Genomic DNA, 18,780 nt, shown 5'->3' with positions numbered 1-18,780 from the left:
GCAGAAAACAGAAGCGGCCGCCCCGTGGTCGCGGGCGGCCGCTGACATCGCAGGCGCGCCGCGTGTTACTTCAGCGCGGCCAGGGCGGCGTCGTAGTCGGGCTCGGTCTTGATCTCGGGCACCAGCTGGCTGTACTTGACGGTGTCATTCTCGTCGAGCACCACCACGGCGCGGGCGGTCACGCCGGCGAGCGGGCCGGTCTTGATGTCGACGCCATAGTTGGCCTTGAACTCGGCGCCGCGCATGGTCGACAGCGGCACCACGTTGGCCAGCCCTTCGGCGCTGCAGAAGCGGCCCATGGCGAACGGCAGGTCGGCGGAGATGGTCAGCACCACGGTATTGGCGAGGCCGCTGGCGGCTTCGTTGAACTTGCGCGCGGAGGCCTGGCACACCGGGGTATCCAGGCTCGGGACGATGTTCAGCACCTTGCGCTTGCCGGCGAAGTCGGCCAGCGTGACGTCCTTCAGGTCCTTGCCGACCAGCGAGAAGGCGGGGGCCTTGTCGCCGGCTTGCGGGAACTTGCCTGCGACTTCGATGGCGTTGCCGCCGAGGGTGACGTTGCTCATGTCTACTCCTTGAGATCTGATGGGTTTCCGGTTGTGGTCCGGAGCGGGGGCAAGGCCCGCCGCCAGACTCGGATTCGGTCCGGCGGCGGGCCAGGAATTCAGGGGTAAAAAATCAGCACGCGATAGTTGGCTGGCGCCTGCTGCGTCCGGAATCGTACCCGAACCGGCAGCTCCATGCCCGCGCGCAGCCCTTGCGCGGCAAAGGCCTGCTGCGACGGCTCCAGGTACTCCCCGGGCTGCAGCACCCGGCGCAGCAGCAGTTGGTCCTGCAGGTCGGTCATCACCAGTTCGATCGCCGGCAGCGCGGTGCTGGCGCGGCCGAGGTTGCGCAGGGTGACGGCCAGCAGGTAGGTGTCGCCGCCTTCATCCTGGCGCTGCAATTGCGAGGTCTCGATACGCAGCGCATCGATGTCGCGCCACGGCGGCACGGTGCAGCCCAGCGGCGCGCATGCCGCCTCGAGTGCCGGGCGCAGCATCGGCAAATGCCCGGCCAATTGGCTGCGACCCAGGTATGCCAGCTGCAACAGTGCGGCGATGGCCAGCACCACGGCAAGCACGGGCCAGGCAGCGCGCGGCACCGCAACAGGCTGGCGCGGCTGGCGTTCGCGTTCGCGCTCGCGCGCGTGCCGCAGGAAGTCAGGAGCGAAGACCGGCCCGGCCGGCGCTTCGGCGCGGACCCAGCGACGGGTCACCTGCTCGCGCGCGACGGCGCCGCCGGTGGCGCTGGGAATGGTGTCGGTACCGGCGGCGGGCGCATCGTCGTCGTCGCCAGCGGCGGGGACCGCGGCCGGCGACGCGGGCGGCTGCGGGTGGGAGGGGATGTCAGCCGGGCGCGGCGTGTGATCCGGCCACGGCGCGGCCTCGGGCGCGGTATCGGCCGATGCCGCGCGCAGGAATTCACTTGCGCTGGGAATGGCGCCGGGAGCCGGCGCCGCAGGTTTCCCGGCCGGGCTATCGAGTGCGCCGTGATCGAGCGCCGGCCAGGCAAATGCCGGAGTGGGCTGCTGCGCCGCCGGTGCCGAGGCCGCTTCGGCGACCGCGCCTTCAGCCTGGCGCTGCGCGTCGCGCGCATCGCGGTCGGCGACGGCTGCGTTGGCTTCGCGCAGCGCGCGCTCAATCTCGGCATCGTCCATGCCGGCCTGCGGTGGCACGGCGGTGTCCTCGGGCGACGACATCAGCATCGTCGGCGCATCCAGCGCCGGCACGTCGTAGCCAGGGTCGATGGTCGGGGTGAAGGCCTGCGTCGGTGCGGCAGTCGGCGGTACGGCTTGCGCCGATGCGGGCGGCGTGGCGGCTTCAGCGGCCGCTGGGGCAGGCGCGGGAGCCGCTGCCGGCTTCGGTGCCGGAGCACTGCCCGCGGTGGTGCCCGCTGGCAGGGGAATCTCGATCAGGTGCTCGCGCGCGTCGAACACCGTTTCGCACTGGCCGCAGCGCACCAGCCCCTGGCGCAGGCGCAGCTGGTCGGCGACCAGCCGGAAGGCGGTGCGGCAGGCCGGGCAGCGCGTGACTAGCTTGACGGCGGCCATGGGGTGGATTCAGGGGCGGGTGCCGTGCAGGCAGACCCAGCCTTCCTCGCTGCGCCACACCGTCAGCGGCAGCCAGGGCGCGTAGGCCGCGGCGACTTCTTCGGCCTGGCGCTCGAGCACGCCGGACAGCACCAGCCGCCCGCCGGCGCGCACGCGTGCGCTCAGCATGGCGGCCATCAGCTTGAGCGGATTGGACAGGATATTGGCAACCACCAGGTCGTAGCTGGCTTCGGACACGGATTCCGGCAGCGCGAACGACGCCTCGACGTGGTTGCGTTCGGCGTTGTAGCGCGACGCTTCGACCGCGTTGGGGTCGATGTCGATGCCGACCGTGTCGCCCGCGCCCAGTTTGCGCGCCACGATCGCCAGGATGCCGGAGCCGCAGCCGTAGTCGAGCACGGTTTCGCCCGCCTTCAGGTTCTGCTCCAGCCACTGCATGCACAGCCGCGTGGTGGGATGGCTGCCGGTGCCGAAGGCCAGGCCCGGGTCGAGCTCAAGCACCACGGCATCGGGCTCGGGTGCGTCGTGCCATGATGGCACCACCCAGATGCGTTCGCCGATGCGGATCGGTTCGAACTGCGATTGCGTCAGCCGCACCCAGTCCTGGTCCTCGACCGCGCGCAGCTCAAACGCCGGCACCGGGTCGAGGTCGAGCTGGTTGGCGGCGGCGGCCACCACCACGGCCGGATCGGCGTCGTCGCCGAACAGCGCGACCACGCGCGAGCGGTTCCACGCGAGTTGCTTCGGTTCCAGCCCGGGCTCGCCAAACAGCGGCTGTTCATCGGGCGTGTCGGCATCGGCGTCTTCCACCGAGACCGACAGCGCGCCGAGGTCGAACAGGGCGTCAGACCAGGCCTCGGCCTGGTCCTGCGCCACTTCGATCACACATTCCTGAAATGCCACGGGCTTCCTTCTGTTGCTGCGGGTTGCTCAGACCGATGCTCAGGCCTTCGCGCGTTCTGCCAGGCGATGCTCGAGATAATGGATGCTGGTGCCGCCTTCAACGAAGTTGGCGTCCATCATCAGCTCGCGGTGCAGCGGCACGTTGGTCTGGATGCCGTCCACCACCATTTCCGACAGGGCGATGCGCATGCGGGCGATGGCCTGCTCGCGCGTGGCGCCGTAGGTGATGATCTTGCCGATCATCGAATCGTAGTTGGGCGGGACGAAGTAGCCATCATACGCGTGCGAGTCCACCCGCACACCCGGGCCGCCGGGCATGTGCCAGGCGGTGATGCGGCCCGGCGACGGCGTGAACTTGAACGGATCCTCGGCGTTGACGCGGCATTCGATCGCGTGGCCGCGGAACTGCACGTCCTTCTGGCGCAAGCGCAGCTTCTCGCCAAAGGCGATGCGGATCTGCTCCTGCACGATGTCGACGCCGGTGATCATCTCGGTGACCGGGTGCTCGACCTGCACGCGCGTGTTCATCTCGATGAAGTAGAACTCGTTGTTCTCGTACAGGAACTCGAAGGTGCCGGCACCGCGGTAGCCCATCTTCTTGCAGGCCTCGGCGCAGCGGTCGCCGATGCGCTCGATCAGGCGGCGCGGGATATGGGGTGCGGGCGCTTCCTCAATCACCTTCTGGTGGCGCCGCTGCATCGAGCAATCGCGCTCGCCCAGCCAGATGGCCTGCTTGTGCTGGTCGGCCAGGATCTGGATTTCCACATGGCGCGGGTTCTCGAGGAACTTCTCCATGTAGACCTCGGGATTGCCGAAGGCGCGGCCGGCTTCTTCGCGCGTCATGTTGACGGCGTTGATCAGCGCAGCTTCGGTATGCACCACACGCATGCCACGGCCACCGCCGCCGCCGGCGGCCTTGATGATCACCGGGTAGCCGACGCGGCGCGCGGTCGCCAGGATTTCCTTGGGATCGTCGGGCAACGCGCCGTCGGAGCCGGGCACGCACGGCACGCCGGCCTTGATCATCGACTGCTTGGCCGACACCTTGTCACCCATCAGGCGGATGCTGTCGGCGGTCGGGCCGATGAAGACGAAGCCGGATTTTTCCACGCGCTCGGCAAAGTCCGCGTTCTCGGACAGGAAGCCGTAGCCGGGGTGGATGGCTTGCGCATCGGTCACCTCGGCGGCCGAGATGATGGCGGGCATGTTCAGGTATGACAGGGGCGACGGGGCCGGGCCGATGCAGACGGCTTCGTCTGCCAGGCGCACGTACTTGGCCTCCTTGTCGGCCTCGGAGTACACCACGACCGTCTTGATGCCCAGTTCGCGGCAGGCGCGCTGGATGCGAAGGGCGATTTCGCCGCGGTTCGCGATCAGAATTTTTTCAAACATGGTCTCTCTCTGCGAGAACAGTAGCGGTCCCGCTGCGTGGCGCAATGGCACGCCGGGCGCGCTCCGTGATGGCCTGTGGCCATCCGGGCCGCGAAACTGCGGGAACTGCATGGAACTGCACGGAACGGGCCGCGAAGCCCACAACGTCCCTGACGCGGGAAGCACCGTGGCATGCCGCGCGGGAAGGGCCGCAATGGACCGCTTGCGCGGCCTGCGGCAGCCCCGGGGCCGGCATGCCGGTCAGGGTCAGCCGATGACGAACAGCGGCTGGCCGTATTCCACGGCCTGGCCGTTCTCGACCAGGATTTCCTTGATGACGCCGGCCTTGTCGCACTCGATTTCGTTGAGCAGCTTCATGGCTTCGATGATGCAGACGGTCTGGCCTTCCTTGACCGAGTCGCCGACGTTGACGAACGGCGCGGCGCCCGGCGACGGGGCGCGGTAGAACGTGCCCACCATTGGCGAGGTCACCACATGGCCGGCGGGCAGCTGGGCGGCGGGCTCGGCAGCCGGTGCGGCGGCGCCGACGGGAGCGGCCGCGGCCGGCGCGGCGGCCGGCAGGGCCTGCATCTGCGGCATGGCCATCGGCGCGGCGATGACTTGCGGCGGTTGCTTGACGATGCGTACCTTGCCGTCGCCTTCGGTGACTTCCAGCTCGGAGATGCCGGATTCGGCCACCAGGTCGATAAGCGTCTTCAGCTTGCGCAGGTCCATCTTTTTATCCTCCTGAATCGGGTTTCCCGCCGCTGCCCGGACCGGGCCATGGCGGAACAATCGTTGTGCCGGCCACCGGAAATCCACGCCCGCCGTGCCGAGGCACGCCAACGGGCGCAGGCCGCCGGGCGGCGCGCGCAGGTTGTCAAAAAATCCTTGTGGGGGTTCAGCTCCCCGAACTCTCGGGTGGGGGCTGCTCCTGGCCCAGTACATAGTCCAGCGCCAGCAGGTAACCCTGCCAGCCCAGCCCGCAGACCACCCCGACCGCCACGTCCGAGAAATAGGAGTGGTGCCGGAAGCTTTCGCGCCGGTGCACGTTCGACAGGTGCACCTCGATGAACGGGATCGCCACGCCGGCCAGCGCGTCGCGCAGCGCCACGCTGGTATGCGTGTAGGCCGCCGGGTTGATGATGATGAACTCGACCCCTGCCACGCGGGCGGCGTGGATGCGGTCGACCAGCGCTCCCTCGTGGTTGGACTGGAACGAATCCAGCGTAATGCCGGCTTTCGCCGCACGTTCCGCAAGGGCTGCGTCGATATCAGCCAGCGTGGTGTGCCCATAAGTCTCTGGCTCCCGCGTGCCCAGCAAGTTAAGGTTTGGCCCATGCAGGACCAGCACCTTGCGGTAGCGGGGTGAGCGACGGATGGAGCGGGTTGCAGTCACGGCGGCTCGACCAGATCAACGAAATTGCGCGGAGATTACCGTAGCTTAGAGGGATTTGTCTAGCGGGCGATACAAGGCTTTACAGCCACCAACGCCGCCGCGAGGGCCTTTTGAGCACTTTCGCCCCAAAACGGGCCGTGACGTTGATAGTTCTCAAAAAATCGGCGCAATTCGGCGACGTTGCCAGAAGAATGCGTCAGGTGCGCGGGAGCACGGCGCGCAATTCGTCCGCTGTCACGCGTCCCATCTTGCGGTACTTGACCGATCCGTCAGGATTGATGACGACGGTGTAGGGCAGTCCACCAGCGCTGTTGCCAAAATTACGGGACAACTCCGTGCCAGCAAAGCCGGCCACGGCCAGCGGATAGGCCACCGGCACTTTTTGGGTGAACTGCTGGATGTTCGCGGCGGAATCGATGCCGATGCCGACAAACTCAACCTGTCGGTGCTTGAACTCTTCATGCAGCGCGGTCAGTTCCGGCATTTCCTCGACACACGGCCCGCACCAGGGCGCCCAGAAGTTGACCACCACGGTCTTGCCACGCAACTTGCCCAGATCGAGTTCTGTGCCGGCCGGGTCCGGCAGGCGCGACTGGAACAAAGTCTCGACGGCCTGTTCATTGGCAGGCTTGGGCGAAAACACGAACAGCCCGGCGAACGCCCCGGCGGCGCAGGCAATCACGGCGACAGCGATCCACAGCCAGAGGCGGGAGCGGCGGGCGGGCGGAGCGACGGTTTCAGTCATGGGGATCGCGTGGGGACCAGTAAAGGTAAGGTGGGTGCCTCAGGTAAGGTGGGTGCGTCAGGCGTTGCCGGCGGCGTCGGAGGCATCCAGCAGCGCTTGCACGGCTTGCACATCCGCGCGTGCCGCGCGGCCAGAGGCGTCTGCCCGCACCGCGCCGCGTTCATCGACGGCATCATACAGGGCTATATGGATGCCGACTGGCGCACCCAGTTCCCCGCGGACTTCTCCGGCTAGCAGGCGCGCCTCGCGCCGATCGGGCCACTGGCCCTTCCACAGGAAGCTGAGCGTCTCGACCTCGCCGCGGCCGCCGAAGTGGCGGCTCTCGCTGGTTTCGAAGTCGACCCCGGCATTGATCAGGTGCAGCGCGGCGTCCTTGGCGCTGTCGCAGAAGCACTGCAGATAGATATCCGAGTGTTCCGTGGCGGTGCCATTGAGCACGGCCCCGACCAGGTAGGGCCGGAACGGCGCCAGGTCTTGCATGGCCACCACCGCCAGCCGGCGCAGCAGCGCCAGTACGCGCGGCTGGCTGTCGGCGTGGAACAGCGCCTGGTAGGCGCGCACTTCGGCCTCGACCTGCTCGTTGTCGGGCAGCCATTCGCCCGGGACGCGCTGTTCGCCCAGCACCTGGCGCGCGGCCTTGCGCTTGGCGGTGGCGTAGTCGGCACCGTCCTCGGCAATCATGCGGGCGGCGGCCTGGGCGATTTCCTCGCGCAGGCGGGAGGGGTCAGGGGCGGTACGTCGGTTCATGCCCCATGATACCGGAGGCGTTCGCCCACGCGTTGTGCGGGCTCCCGCAGTGCAGCGAAGGGCGCTGGCGCTCGGGTACAATCGAAGGCTTCCTGCCTGGCCGCCGCCGCACCGAAAGGCTCCAACCCAGCCGCCGCGCCGCCGGGCCCGAATCCCCACGCCTGCGGGCTTCAAGTCTTTCCGGGAACCCATGCATATTCATATCCTTGGCATCTGCGGCACCTTCATGGGTGGCCTGGCGGTGCTGGCCAAGCAGGCCGGCCACCGTGTCACCGGCTGCGATGCCAACGTCTACCCGCCGATGAGCACCCAGCTCGAAGCCCAGGGAATCGAACTGATCGAGGGCTTCGACCCTGCCCAGCTGTCGCTGGAGTCGGACCTGTTCGTGATCGGCAACGTGGTCTCGCGCGGCAACCCGCTGATGGAGGCCATCCTCGACCGCAACCTGCCTTATGTGTCGGGCCCGCAATGGCTGGGCGAGCACGTGCTGGCGCGCAAGTGGGTGCTGGCAGTGGCCGGCACGCACGGCAAGACCACCACCACGTCGATGCTGGCGTGGATTCTTGAAGATGCCGGCTACAACCCGGGCTTCCTGGTGGGCGGGGTGCCGCAGAACTTCGGCATCTCGGCGCGGGTGACCGAATCCGATTTCTTCGTGATCGAGGCCGACGAGTACGACACTGCCTTCTTCGACAAGCGCAGCAAGTTCGTCCACTATCGCCCGCGCACCGCCATCCTGAACAACCTGGAATACGATCACGCCGACATCTTCCCGGATCTGGCTGCGATCGAGACCCAGTTCCATCACCTGGTGCGCACTGTACCTAGCCAGGGCCGGATCGTCGTCAACGGCCTGGAAGAAAGCCTGGCGCGCGTGCTGGAGCGCGGCTGCTGGAGCGAAGTGGAGCAGTTTGGCGTGGGCGACTGGCGCGAGAGCGACGCTGCCGGCACCCAGGCAGCGTCGGGTAAGGATGCGTTCGAGGTGTGGTTCGGCGACGCTGTCGCCGGCACCGTGGTCTGGGACCTGCAGGGCACCCACAACCGCATGAACGCGCTGGCCGCGATTGCCGCCGCGCGCCACGTCGGCGTGCCGGCCGCGCAGGCGATCGCGTCGCTGTCGCGCTTCGCCAACGTCAAGCGTCGCATGGAAGTGCGCGGCATGGCCGGCGGCGTGACGGTCTACGACGATTTCGCCCACCATCCGACCGCCATCCAGACCACGCTGGATGGGCTGCGCCGCCGCGTCGGCAAGGGCCGCATCCTGGCGGTGCTGGAGCCGCGTTCCAACACCATGAAGCTGGGCGTGATGAAGGCGCAGCTGCCGGCCAGCCTGGAGCAGGCCGACCTGGTGTTCGGCTACGGCGCTCCCGCCGGCAAGGACGCGCTGGGTTGGGACCTAGCTGAAGCGCTGGCGCCGCTGGGCGCCACCGCTACCGCGTTCCAGGACCTGGGCGCGCTGGTGCAGGCCGTGCGCGCTGCGGCGCAGCCGGGCGACCATGTGCTGGTGATGAGCAACGGCGGCTTCGGTGGCGTGCACCAGAAACTGCTGGACGCGCTGGCCCAGGGCACGACGCGCTGACCGGACGCAACGCCATGCTGCTGTATCTGCACGGATTCCGCTCTTCCCCCCAATCATTCAAGGCCCAGCTGGTACAGGCGCGCATGCGCGAGTGGGGCGTGGGGCGGTACTACGCCTGTCCCACGCTCAATGTCTCGCCGGCCATGGCGATGGCCCAGGCACAAGCGGCGATCCGCGCGGCGCAGGCGGGTGGCGACCAGGAAATCGCCATCGTCGGCTCGTCGCTGGGCGGCTTCTATGCGCGCTGGCTGGCCGAGCAGCACGGCTGCAAGACAGTCCTGCTCAATCCCGCGATCCATCCCTGGACCGACCTCGAGACATACCTGGGCGAACAGCCGCTGTGGCACGGCGGCGGTTCGGTCACGGTCGAGCGCCGCCACCTGCAGGAGCTGCTGGACCTGCGCGTGGACACCATCACCCGCCCCGAACGCTACTACCTGATCGCGGCCACCGGCGACGAGGTGCTGGATTATCGCGAAATGGTGCACGCCTGCCCCGGCGCGAATATCCGCGTGATCGAGGGCAGCGACCACGGCATCAGCGAATTTGCCGACTACGTCGACGATGTGCTCGCCTTCTGCGGCTATGGTCCCGGTGGCAAGACGCCGGCCGGCGCCGGCCCGGCATGAGCGCGCAGTCGGTGCGCCGCTGCGGCTGGAGGCCGCACCTGGCCTTCGATGCGGCCATTCCGCCTAACCTGCGGCGTTGGGTCACCGGCGATGACGGCTCGCTGACGGCGCGGCTGGTGGCCGCCTCCGCGCGCTTTCGCGTGGCGCGGCTGCTCCAGGCGCCGCAGCGCCCGCTGGCCGACGAATGGCAGGCGCTCGGCCAGCCTGACCGCACCCCGGCGCTGGCGCGCGAGGTGCTGCTGATCTGCGATGACATCCCCGCCGTATTCGCCCACACCGTGGTGCGCCTGCGCCATGCGCGCCGCGACTGGCCGTTCCTGCGCGGGCTGGGCGAGCGCCCTCTGGGCGGGCGCCTGTTCGTCGATCCGGCGGTGCAGCGCGAGCCGTTCCAGTTTGCGCGCCTGCTGCCGCACCACCCGCTGCGCCAGGCCCTGCACCGCGTGCTGCCGGCCATGGCGCCCGTGCCCATGCTGACCGCGCGGCGCTCGGTGTTCCGGCGCGGCGACGGCGTGATGCTCGTGACCGAAGTGTTCCTGCCGGACCTGCTATCGCGGCCGGCCCCGGGGACCGAGGCGGTACCGCATCCCAGGTATTTGCGGACCACAGGCCGAGGCGCTTCGACGCCAGCTACCGCAACCCGCGAAGGCTGACGCACCGTGCCGGTGCTGGCCCCCGGGCGGCCGGACCGGGGTGCGGTATCATTCCGGGTCTCAGGCCGCGCCCGTGCGGCGCGACCGGCGCCTCGCGACAGGCCTCCACTGGCACCGCGCGCGCCGCATTCGTTTCCGTTCGCGCGCGTTCAGGCGGGTGCGCGCGGTGGCACCATTTCTCCCACAGGATCCGCTCCAGCGCTGGCCACAGGGCTGCCCGGCGCGGTTCCGCGCATAGTTGAAAGTACCGATCGATGCAGTTGCTGTTCGAAGAAGGCGGCGAGATCCGCGCCGGCACCGTGCTGAACCAGCAGGGTGAGGCTTACCAGGTGGAGCTGCCAGCCGGCAAGCGCACCAAGGTCAAGTCGCGCGATGTGCTGCTGCAGTTCGCGCAGCCGTCGGCGGCCGAGCTGCTGCGCCAGACCGGCGAGCTGGTGGCCGAGATCGACCTGGACTTCCTGTGGGAATGCGCCCCCGAGGCTGAGTTCGGCTTTGCCGAGCTGGCCGCCGAATACTACGGGGCGGAGCCCGGCGCGGTGCAGCAGGCGGCGCTGGCGATGGCGCTGCACGGCAACCCGGTGTACTTCCGCCGCAAGGGCCGTGGCCGCTACCAGCGCGCGCCCGAAGACCAGCTCAAGGCCGCGCTGGCCGCGCTCGAGCGTAAGCGCCAGCAGGCGCTGGTGCAGGCCGAGTATGAAGACCAGCTCAAGGCCCTGACGCTGCCGGAATCGTTCCGCAACAAGGTGCTGCAGCTGCTGTTCAAGCCGGACAAGAACAGCCTGGAGTACAAGGCCATGGATGCCGCCTGCACTGCGCTCGGCATGTCGCCGATGCGGCTGATGGTGGCCGCCGGCGGCGTGGCCAGCGCGCGCGCGCTGCACGAGGCCAAGTTCCTCGCCGAGTGTTTTCCCAAGGGCACTGGCTTTGCCGATACCGACGTTCCCGAGCCGCCCGCCGACCTGCCGCTGGCCCAGGTCGAGGCGTTCTCGATCGACGACGTCACCACCACCGAGATCGACGATGCCCTGTCGGTGACGCCGCTGCCCGACGGCAAGCTGCGCATCGGCATCCATATCGCCGCGCCGGCGCTGGGCATCCGCCGCGGCGAGCCGCTCGACGCGATCGCGCGCCAGCGCCTGTCGACGGTCTATTTCCCGGGCGACAAGATCACCATGCTGCCGGACGCGGTGGTGGAGCGCTACACGCTGCAGGAAGGGCGCACCTGCCCCGCGCTGTCGCTGTACGTGACGGTGGACCCGACGGTGTGGCTGGTCACCGGCAGCGAAACCCGCGCCGAGCTGGTGCCGATCGCCGCCAACCTGCGCCATAACCTGCTCGACGAGGTCATCACCGAGGCCTCGCTTGCCGACGGCACCGGCGACTACCCGTTCCGCGACGCGCTGACGCAGCTCTGGCATTTTGCCGGCTACCTGTACGACGAGCGCCAGAAAGCGCGCCTGGCCAGCGGCCTGCGGCCCGAGACCCACAACCGTGCCGACTTCAATTTCTATCTCGACGACCAGGCCGACGGCAGCCAGCGCGTGCGCATCGAGCAGCGCAAGCGCGGCTCGCCGCTGGACAAGATCGTCGCCGAGATGATGATCCTGGCCAACAGCACCTGGGGCAAGCTGCTGGCCGACCACGGCGTGCCCGGCATCTACCGCACGCAAAAGGCGTGGGGCATGCACCGCACGCGCATGCAGACTTACCCGGCGCCGCACGAAGGCCTGGGCGTGGCGCAGTACGCGTGGAGCACCTCGCCGCTGCGCCGCTATGTCGACCTGGTCAACCAGTGGCAGATCCTGGCGGTGGCCCAGCACGGCGTGACCGCCAAGCTGGTGGCGCCGTTCAAGCCCAAGGACGCCGACCTGCTGGCCGCGGTGGCCGACTTCGAAGGCACCTACGCCGCCTATGCCGACCACCAGTCGACCATGGAGCGCTACTGGTGCCTGCGCTGGCTCAAGCAGGAAAACCGCGAGCGCATGGTGGCTTCGGTGCTGAAGGAAGGGGCGGTGCGTTTCACCGAGATCCCGCTGGTCACGCGCGTGCCCGAGCTGGTGCAGGCGCAGCGCGGCACCCAGGTGCTGCTGGAGATCGGCGAGACCGACGAGATCACGCTGGAGGTCTCGTGCCGGGTGCTGGAGATCTTTGCCGGTGAAGGCGAAGTCCCCGAAGAAGAGCTGGAAAGCGACGAGGAAGCCGCTGAGTTGTCCGCCGAAGCCGCTGCCGAGGCGGCGGCCGAGGATGCCGCCGAGCAGGCCGCGGTCGTGGCCGACCACGAGCCGGCCAAAGCGGTCGGCGACGACGCCGGCAAGGCGTCGGGCGAGCGCGACACCGGCACCCCGGCGGCCGGCTGAAGCCTTCGGAAATCCGCGGGGCTCCCTTACAATGCGGGTCTGATCCGGGGCGCCCCAGCCCCGGTCTGCCAGCCGGCACCACCGGTGCTGCCGCGGTTGTCTCCCGAGCCCTCATCCATCCATCGTGAACGCCACTCTTGCCGCTTCCCGCCCCTGGTGGCATGCCAGGTGGCACCACAGCAGTATGCTGGCCCGGGCGCTGGCCATTTCGGTGGCCGTGCACGCGTTGCTGCTGATGGTGCGGGTGGCTGCGCCGGAAGTCTTCGAGATCAAGCGCAGCGATGCCGCGCTGGACGTGGTGCTGGTCAACGCCAAGTCGGCGCAGAAGCCGCGCAAGCCGACGGCGCTGGCGCAGGCCAACCTCGACGGCGGCGGCGACCATGATCTGCAGCGCGCCACCACGCCACTGCCCGCGCAGACGCTGACGCAGGAGGGCGACCTGGTGCGCCAGGTGCAGCGCCGCGTCGAGCAGCTCGAACAGGAGCAGCAGCGCCTGCTGACCCAGTCGCGCGACGCCGCGCCGGCGGTGCGCAACCAGCCGCTCAAGCCGGGCGAGAAACGCCAGGACACGCCGCAGCGCGGCCAGGACGAGCGTACCTCGACCGACGAGATGGCCAAACTGGAAGCCGAGATCGGCCGCAACCTCGAGCACTACGCCAAGCGGCCCAAGCGTTTCCAGCTGACCGCCACCAGCGCGCAGGCGGTCGACTACGCGCAGTACTACGACCAGCTGCGCCGCAAGATCGAGGCGCGCGGCACCACGGACTTCCCGCAACGCAACGGCAAGCCGCTCTATGGCCAGCTGATCCTGGTGATCAACGTCAACCGGCAGGGCAAGCTCGGCTACAACCGCGACGGCTACAACGTCGACGCCATCGACGTGGTCAAGAGTTCGGGCGATCCCGCGCTGGACCGCCAGGCGGTGGCGATCGTGCGCGCGGCCGCGCCGTTCGGCGCGTTTACCGCCGAGATGGCCTCGCGCCAGGACATCCTCGAAGTCATATCCACTTTCAAGTTTTCGCGCAGCGGGCTGGAAACCCGCTTGCAGGCACGCTGATGACATCCACTGACCCCTCCCAAGCCAGCTCCGACCGCTATGTGGTGATCGGCAACCCGGTTGCGCACAGCCGTTCGCCGGCGATCCATGCCGCCTTTGCGCGCCAGACCGGCGAGGCCGTGCAATATGATCGCCTGGAGGCGCCGCTGGACGGGTTTGCCGACACCGTGCGCCAGTTCTTTGCCGACGGTGGCTACGGCTGCAACGTGACCGTGCCGTTCAAGCTGGAAGCCTATGACCTGGCCGACCGGCTGACCGAGCGCGCCGAGGCCGCGGGCGCGGTCAACACGCTGTGGATCGAAGAAGGTTTGATCCATGGCGACAATACCGACGGCATCGGCCTGGTGCGCGATATCCAGGACAACCTGGACACGCTGATCGAAGGCAAGCGCGTGCTGCTGCTGGGCGCCGGCGGCGCCGCGATGGGCGCGATGCTGCCGCTGATCGAATGCCGGCCGGCGCGCATCGTGGTGGCCAACCGCACCGCAACGCGCGCCAGCGACATGCTCGAAGAGTTTGTCGAGGCCGCCGACCAGTATGGCGTCGAGCTGTGGGGCGGCGGCCTCGACGCGCTCGACGGCCTGTCCGAGGACGAAGCCGTCGACGTGGTCATCAATGCCTCGTCCAGCAGCCTGCATGGCGAGGTGCCGCCAGTGCCCGAGTTCCTGCTGGGCGACGGCGTGCTGGCCTACGACATGATGTACGGCGCCGAGCCCACCGTGTTCCTGCAGTTCGCCGCGCGCTGCGGCGCGCGCGTGAGCGACGGCCTGGGCATGCTGGTCGAGCAGGCCGCCGAAGCCTTCTATATCTGGCGTGGCGTGCGCCCGCGCACCGCGCCCGTGCTGGCCGAGCTGCGCGCCGCGCTGCAGGCGGAACGCAAGGGCTGACCGGGACGCCGCCCGCCGTGGCCAAGCGCAACCGCACGGCCAGTGCGGCCCGCACCGCTGCCGCGCCTGCCCGCGCGGTCTTCAGTCCGTTGCGCTGGCTCGGCTACCTGCTGGGCTGCGTGGCCGCCGGCGTGGTGGCGATGCAGCTGTACTTCTTCGTGCAGATCGCCAGCTGGCAGTATCTCAATCCCACCACCACCACCTTCATGCGCGCCGAGCGCTGGCGCCTGTGCGGCGTCCGTGTGTGGAACTGCGGCCTCGACCGGCAGTGGGTGCCGTACGATCGCATCTCGCGCCACCTCAAGCGCGCGGTAATCGCCAGCGAGGACGCCGACTTCGTCAACCATCCCGGCTATGAACTCGATGCCATGCTCGATGCCTGGGAGCGCAACAAGAAGCGCGGGCGCATCGTGCGTGGCGGTTCGACCATCACGCAGCAGCTGGCCAAGAACCTGTTCCTGTCGTCCGAGCAGCATTACCTGCGCAAGGGCCAGGAACTGGCGATCACGTGGATGCTCGAATTCTGGCTCGACAAGCAGCGTATCTACGAGATCTACCTGAATTCGGTGGAGTGGGGCGAGGGCGTATTCGGCGCGCAGGCCGCGGCGCAGCACTACTTCCGCACCAGCGCCGACAAGCTCAGCGTGGGCCAGTCAGCGCGCCTGGCGGCGGCGCTGCCGGCGCCCAAGTGCTTCGACAAGAAGGAATACTGCGCCAATGTGCGCGTGAATTTCCGCGCCAAGGCGGGCATCATCGCGCGGCGGATGGGGGCGGCGACGTTGCCCGACTGAGGGCTTTGCTGCCGGGATGGGTTTGCTCCCCTCTCCCGCAGGCGCGAGAGGGGAGTCAAGCTGTAGGCGGTTCAGCGCCTCAGCTCAGCCACCCCTTTCTGCGGAAATACACCAGCGGGATCGCCGCCGACACCGCCATCAGCGCAATCGCCCACGGATAGCCGGCACCCCAGTCCAGTTCCGGCATGAACTTGAAGTTCATGCCATAGATGCTGGCGATCAGCGTGGGCGGCATCAGCGCCACCGACACCACCGAGAACAATTTGATGATCTTGTTCTGGTTGATGTTGATGAAACCGACGGTGGCGTCCATCAGGAAGTTGATCTTGTCGAACAGGAACGCGGTGTGGTTCTCGATCGAGTCGATGTCGCGCAGGATCTGGCGCGCCTCGTCCTGCTGCTCGGCCGACAACAGCTGGCTGCGCATCAGGAAGGACACTGCGCGGCGCGTGTCCATCACGTTGCGGCGGATGCGCCCGTTCAGGTCTTCCTCGCGGGCGATGGTTTCCAGCACGTCGGCCGCGGCGGCATCGGTCACGTTCTCGGCCAGCACGCGGCGGCTGGCCTCTTCCAGGCGTTCGTAGATTTCCTCGATCGAGTCGGCGGAGTATTCGGCGTCGGTCGCGTACAAATCCATCAGCACGTCCTTGGCGTTGCGCACCGACCCCGGTCGCATGCGCGCGCGCAGCCGCACCAGGCGGAACACCGGCAGGTCTTCGTCGTGGATGGAGAACAGGACGTCCTTGGTCAGCACGAACGCCACGCGCACGTTGCGCGACACCTCTTCCTCGTCGAGCAGGAAGTCGGTGCGGATATGGATGTTCTCGTCCTCGCCCTCGAAATACCGGGCGGACGCTTCCAGGTCGCCCAGGTCTTCCAGTTCAGGAAGGGCGACGCCATAGGCTTCCTTGATCCAGTTCAGTTCCTCGTCGTCGGGATTGACGACATCGATCCAGATCGGCTTGTGCTGCAGCAGCTCATTGCGCTCGTCGACCTGCTCCTGGGCAAGCCGGCCTTTTTGCAGGACGAACAGGTTGATCATCCCCGGGATTCCTTATTGCTGATTGCGACGAAAAACAAAGACAAGCGCGAAGACAAGCGCAGGCGGCTCGCCGCATTCCCAGGTATTGCATCATGCCCCGTCATGGCCCGGCGGCAAGCCGCGCAAGGCCGGGCCACGGGCAAGCGTGATCGCGCTGTCCCGCGGCTGCACCGGCAGGGCGGACAAGGCGATGGCGTTTGCCTGGGTTGGCTGGCTAGCCGGGAGAGGGAAGATCCGCCACGGTGGGCGCGCATGGAGGCGCCGCCGGTGGCATGGAAAGACACTCGCCCGCAGTTCTGACTGCGGGCAAGGCCGACGAAGCGCGGAGCCGGGTGCTCCGGGCGGGTCGTCGTTACGCAGCCCGCAGTGACATGGCATTCGCAGAGGTCGCAGCGTTGCTGCGGCAACTCGAACACCCGATGCTACTGCCCACGTAATTTCTCCGGGATTGTGATGGCCGCGAGTGTAGCCCAACGGAGGGTGGCTTGTTAAGTGAAATCTCCGCGACTGGCCCGCACCGTTGCCGGCTCGCGACCGCGGCAGCGCCGCGGGCTCAGCCTGGCACGCCGCGCAGCCGGCGCCACAGCAGCGGCGCGAGCATCACCGAGGACAGCGCCAGGAACATCAGCACGATCGCGGCGTAGTCCTGCCAGTGCGGCTGCTCGCCCAACAGCCACATCCCGTAGAACACGCCAACCACCGGGATGAACATGATCGACAGGCTCGACACCACCGGCGGCAGGCTGCGCGCCAGCCTGAACCAGACCAGGTGGCAGAAGGCGAATACCACCACCGCGTTGTAGGCGATCGCGGCCCATTCGACGGCGGTGGGCATGCGCCAGCCGTCTTCCAGGAGCAGCGAGCCCAGCGCCAGGAATGGCAGCGTCACGGCCAGCATCCAGAAGGTCATGGCGCCGATCGGCACGTCGGTCTGGGTGCGTTTCATCAGTTGGGTGCCGAAGCCCCAGCCGGCCGCGGCCAGCAGCATCAGCAGCGTGCCGGCCGGGCTGCCGGTCAGCGCGGCGAACTCGCCCGACAGCAGCAGCACCGTGCCCGCCAGCGCGCAACCGATGCCCAGCCAGGCCCACGCGCCGATGCGCTCGCGGAAGAACACCAGGCCCCAGACCACCGCCCAGATCGGCATGGTATAGCCGAGGATGGCGGCGCGGCCCGACGACAGCATCTTGACCGCGCAGATCGCGAACAGATGCCAGACCACCATGTTGGGAAGCGCCAGCCAGAATACTGTGGCCCATTCGCGCCGCGGCACGGCCAGCGAATCGCCGCGCAGCCGCAGCGCCAGCCCCAGCGCCACCAGGCCGCCGGCCATGCACAGCAGGCGAAAGCCCATGGCCGGAAAATGCGCCACGCCCACTTTCATGATGGGCCAGTTGATGCCCCAGGCGAGTGTCAGCATGACAAGCAGGAAGAGACCACGGCGATCGAGAGACATGACGAGACGCGGCTGTGCGGGATGCCGCGCATTGTTTTGAGAGGAAGCGCAAAACCATAGCACGCAGCGGGTAAAATTGCCGAAAGCGACATATGCTGCAGGGATGAAAGGTTTTCACGCCGCTGCGGCCAACCGCGCCGGCCGAGTCAATCGGCCAACGATGGGCCTCAACGATGAGGCGCCGGCGCCACCAGGACATTCCGAGTACCCATGACTTTCACCGAGCAGCTTGCTGCCGCCTGGCAGCGCAACGATTCCCTCCTGTGCGTCGGACTCGATCCTGACCCGCACAAGCTGCCGCTGTCCCTGACCGGGACGGGCGGCGCCATCTTCTCGTTCTGCCGCGAGATCGTCGACGCCACCGCCGACCTGGTCTGCGCCTTCAAGCCGCAGATCGCCTACTTCCATTCGCAGCGCGCCGAAGACCAGCTCGAACAGCTGATCCACTATATCCACGACGCCCACCCCGGCATCCCGGTGATCCTGGACGCCAAGCGCGGCGACATCGGCTCGACGGCCGAGCACTATGCGCTGGAAGCCTTTGAGCGCTACCGGGCCGATGCCGTCACGGTCAGCCCATACATGGGCTTCGACTCCATGCAGCCCTACCTGGCTTACCCGGACCGCGGCGTGATCGTGCTGTGCCGCACCTCCAACCCGGGCGGTTCGGACGTGCAATTCCTGCAGGTCGACGGCAAGCCGCTGTACCAGCTGGTGGCCGAGGCCGCGCGCGAGCGCTGGAACACCACCGGCCAGATCGGCCTGGTGGTCGGCGCGACCTTCCCCAACGAGATTGCACGGGTACGCCAGATCGTCGGCGACATGCCGCTGCTGATCCCCGGCATCGGCGCCCAGGGCGGCGACATCGAGGCCACGGTGAAGGCCGGGCGCACCGCCGACGGCACCGGCATGATGATCAATTCGTCGCGCGCCATCCTCTATGCCAGCCGGGAAAAGGACTTTGCCTCGGCGGCGCGCCAGGTCGCGCTGCAGACGCGTGAGACCATCAACCGCTATCGGCACGGCTGAGCGCCGCGCCAAAACAAAAAAACCGCGCCCGAAATGAACTGACCCCAAA

At 68.1% G+C, this 18,780-nt stretch carries 18 protein-coding genes; 8 read left to right on the top strand and 10 right to left on the bottom strand.

Features of this window, described 5'->3' with window-relative positions:
* Positions 1 to 65 precede the first annotated feature (65 nt).
* The 8 genes from tpx to ACOCMH_RS30545 all read right to left on the bottom strand — a co-directional run bounded on the left by tpx (position 66) and on the right by ACOCMH_RS30545 (position 7,257).
* Positions 66 to 566, bottom strand: coding sequence for a thiol peroxidase (gene tpx / locus ACOCMH_RS30580; protein WP_171517714.1), 501 nt, complete (start codon positions 564 to 566; stop codon positions 66 to 68).
* A gap of 98 nt (positions 567 to 664) precedes the next feature.
* A complete protein-coding gene (locus ACOCMH_RS30575; protein ID WP_427311297.1) occupies positions 665 to 2,092 on the bottom strand; it encodes a DUF3426 domain-containing protein in 1,428 nt (475 codons plus the stop codon).
* A 9-nt stretch (positions 2,093 to 2,101) separates the two neighbouring features.
* A complete protein-coding gene (gene prmA, locus ACOCMH_RS30570; RefSeq protein ID WP_427311296.1) occupies positions 2,102 to 2,995 on the bottom strand; it encodes a 50S ribosomal protein L11 methyltransferase in 894 nt (297 codons plus the stop codon).
* 39 nt (positions 2,996 to 3,034) lie between these two features.
* Positions 3,035 to 4,387 carry an acetyl-CoA carboxylase biotin carboxylase subunit gene (gene accC / locus ACOCMH_RS30565; RefSeq protein WP_171517717.1) on the bottom strand — a complete coding sequence of 451 codons (1,353 nt, stop codon included), beginning with the start codon at positions 4,385 to 4,387 and terminating at the stop codon, positions 3,035 to 3,037.
* A 246-nt stretch (positions 4,388 to 4,633) separates the two neighbouring features.
* Positions 4,634 to 5,101 (bottom strand): acetyl-CoA carboxylase biotin carboxyl carrier protein, encoded by a 468-nt coding sequence (gene accB / locus ACOCMH_RS30560; RefSeq protein ID WP_427311293.1) that lies wholly within the window; start codon positions 5,099 to 5,101, stop codon positions 4,634 to 4,636.
* Between the two features lie 166 nt (positions 5,102 to 5,267).
* Entirely contained in the window at positions 5,268 to 5,765 is a 498-nt protein-coding gene (gene aroQ, locus ACOCMH_RS30555; RefSeq protein ID WP_171517719.1) for a type II 3-dehydroquinate dehydratase, read from the bottom strand.
* 196 nt (positions 5,766 to 5,961) lie between these two features.
* Positions 5,962 to 6,510: a TlpA family protein disulfide reductase gene (locus tag ACOCMH_RS30550; protein WP_427311291.1), complete on the bottom strand. Its 549-nt coding sequence runs from the start codon at positions 6,508 to 6,510 to the stop codon at positions 5,962 to 5,964.
* 57 nt (positions 6,511 to 6,567) lie between these two features.
* Positions 6,568 to 7,257: a UDP-N-acetylmuramate--alanine ligase gene (locus tag ACOCMH_RS30545; RefSeq protein ID WP_427311289.1), complete on the bottom strand. Its 690-nt coding sequence runs from the start codon at positions 7,255 to 7,257 to the stop codon at positions 6,568 to 6,570.
* 190 nt (positions 7,258 to 7,447) lie between these two features.
* Between ACOCMH_RS30545 and mpl the strand changes: the two genes are divergently transcribed.
* The 7 genes from mpl to mtgA all read left to right on the top strand — a co-directional run bounded on the left by mpl (position 7,448) and on the right by mtgA (position 15,207).
* Entirely contained in the window at positions 7,448 to 8,836 is a 1,389-nt protein-coding gene (mpl, locus tag ACOCMH_RS30540; RefSeq protein WP_427311287.1) for a UDP-N-acetylmuramate:L-alanyl-gamma-D-glutamyl-meso-diaminopimelate ligase, read from the top strand.
* 14 nt (positions 8,837 to 8,850) lie between these two features.
* Positions 8,851 to 9,465 carry a YqiA/YcfP family alpha/beta fold hydrolase gene (locus tag ACOCMH_RS30535; RefSeq protein WP_427311285.1) on the top strand — a complete coding sequence of 205 codons (615 nt, stop codon included), beginning with the start codon at positions 8,851 to 8,853 and terminating at the stop codon, positions 9,463 to 9,465.
* Positions 9,462 to 10,115 carry a chorismate--pyruvate lyase family protein gene (locus tag ACOCMH_RS30530; RefSeq protein ID WP_427311283.1) on the top strand — a complete coding sequence of 218 codons (654 nt, stop codon included), beginning with the start codon at positions 9,462 to 9,464 and terminating at the stop codon, positions 10,113 to 10,115. The genes ACOCMH_RS30535 and ACOCMH_RS30530 overlap by 4 nt, the downstream gene beginning before the upstream one ends.
* A gap of 254 nt (positions 10,116 to 10,369) precedes the next feature.
* Positions 10,370 to 12,472, top strand: a complete 2,103-nt coding sequence (locus tag ACOCMH_RS30525) for a ribonuclease catalytic domain-containing protein (RefSeq protein ID WP_427311281.1) — start codon at positions 10,370 to 10,372, stop codon at positions 12,470 to 12,472.
* Between the two features lie 124 nt (positions 12,473 to 12,596).
* The gene (locus ACOCMH_RS30520; RefSeq protein WP_427311279.1) at positions 12,597 to 13,529 is read left to right on the top strand and encodes an energy transducer TonB; all 933 of its coding nucleotides are present in this window, start codon (positions 12,597 to 12,599) and stop codon (positions 13,527 to 13,529) included.
* A complete protein-coding gene (aroE, locus tag ACOCMH_RS30515) occupies positions 13,529 to 14,416 on the top strand; it encodes a shikimate dehydrogenase (RefSeq protein ID WP_427311277.1) in 888 nt (295 codons plus the stop codon). Before ACOCMH_RS30520 ends, aroE begins: the two co-directional genes overlap by 1 nt.
* A gap of 89 nt (positions 14,417 to 14,505) precedes the next feature.
* Positions 14,506 to 15,207 (top strand): monofunctional biosynthetic peptidoglycan transglycosylase, encoded by a 702-nt coding sequence (gene mtgA / locus ACOCMH_RS30510; protein ID WP_427313396.1) that lies wholly within the window; start codon positions 14,506 to 14,508, stop codon positions 15,205 to 15,207.
* 79 nt (positions 15,208 to 15,286) lie between these two features.
* On the opposite strand, the gene corA is transcribed toward mtgA, so the two are convergent.
* Both corA and ACOCMH_RS30500 read right to left on the bottom strand, forming a co-directional pair.
* Positions 15,287 to 16,249, bottom strand: a complete 963-nt coding sequence (gene corA, locus ACOCMH_RS30505) for a magnesium/cobalt transporter CorA (RefSeq protein WP_018006324.1) — start codon at positions 16,247 to 16,249, stop codon at positions 15,287 to 15,289.
* A 553-nt stretch (positions 16,250 to 16,802) separates the two neighbouring features.
* Positions 16,803 to 17,702 carry a DMT family transporter gene (locus tag ACOCMH_RS30500; RefSeq protein ID WP_427311275.1) on the bottom strand — a complete coding sequence of 300 codons (900 nt, stop codon included), beginning with the start codon at positions 17,700 to 17,702 and terminating at the stop codon, positions 16,803 to 16,805.
* A gap of 210 nt (positions 17,703 to 17,912) precedes the next feature.
* On the opposite strand from ACOCMH_RS30500, the gene pyrF reads away from it, so the two are divergent.
* Positions 17,913 to 18,731, top strand: a complete 819-nt coding sequence (gene pyrF / locus ACOCMH_RS30495) for an orotidine-5'-phosphate decarboxylase (protein ID WP_427311273.1) — start codon at positions 17,913 to 17,915, stop codon at positions 18,729 to 18,731.
* The last annotated feature ends 49 nt before the right edge of the window (positions 18,732 to 18,780 follow it).

Source organism: Cupriavidus sp. H39, assembly GCF_050271075.1.
Taxonomy (GTDB): domain Bacteria; phylum Pseudomonadota; class Gammaproteobacteria; order Burkholderiales; family Burkholderiaceae; genus Cupriavidus; species Cupriavidus necator_B.
This window is presented reverse-complemented; position numbering and strand designations above follow the sequence as displayed.

Excerpts from the sequence above, each read along its gene's own strand:
- ACOCMH_RS30500 (WP_427311275.1), bottom strand. The coding sequence starts at position 17,702 with ATGTCTCTCGATCGCCGTGGTCTCTTCCTGCTTGTCATGCTGACACTC.
- ACOCMH_RS30550 (WP_427311291.1), bottom strand. The coding sequence starts at position 6,510 with ATGACTGAAACCGTCGCTCCGCCCGCCCGCCGCTCCCGCCTCTGGCTG.
- aroE (WP_427311277.1), top strand. The coding sequence starts at position 13,529 with ATGACATCCACTGACCCCTCCCAAGCCAGCTCCGACCGCTATGTGGTG.
- tpx (WP_171517714.1), bottom strand. The coding sequence starts at position 566 with ATGAGCAACGTCACCCTCGGCGGCAACGCCATCGAAGTCGCAGGCAAG.
- ACOCMH_RS30545 (WP_427311289.1), bottom strand. The coding sequence starts at position 7,257 with ATGAACCGACGTACCGCCCCTGACCCCTCCCGCCTGCGCGAGGAAATC.
- pyrF (WP_427311273.1), top strand. The coding sequence starts at position 17,913 with ATGACTTTCACCGAGCAGCTTGCTGCCGCCTGGCAGCGCAACGATTCC.
- ACOCMH_RS30530 (WP_427311283.1), top strand. The coding sequence starts at position 9,462 with ATGAGCGCGCAGTCGGTGCGCCGCTGCGGCTGGAGGCCGCACCTGGCC.
- ACOCMH_RS30525 (WP_427311281.1), top strand. The coding sequence starts at position 10,370 with ATGCAGTTGCTGTTCGAAGAAGGCGGCGAGATCCGCGCCGGCACCGTG.
- accC (WP_171517717.1), bottom strand. The coding sequence starts at position 4,387 with ATGTTTGAAAAAATTCTGATCGCGAACCGCGGCGAAATCGCCCTTCGC.
- mpl (WP_427311287.1), top strand. The coding sequence starts at position 7,448 with ATGCATATTCATATCCTTGGCATCTGCGGCACCTTCATGGGTGGCCTG.
- accB (WP_427311293.1), bottom strand. The coding sequence starts at position 5,101 with ATGGACCTGCGCAAGCTGAAGACGCTTATCGACCTGGTGGCCGAATCC.
- corA (WP_018006324.1), bottom strand. The coding sequence starts at position 16,249 with ATGATCAACCTGTTCGTCCTGCAAAAAGGCCGGCTTGCCCAGGAGCAG.
- ACOCMH_RS30575 (WP_427311297.1), bottom strand. The coding sequence starts at position 2,092 with ATGGCCGCCGTCAAGCTAGTCACGCGCTGCCCGGCCTGCCGCACCGCC.
- ACOCMH_RS30535 (WP_427311285.1), top strand. The coding sequence starts at position 8,851 with ATGCTGCTGTATCTGCACGGATTCCGCTCTTCCCCCCAATCATTCAAG.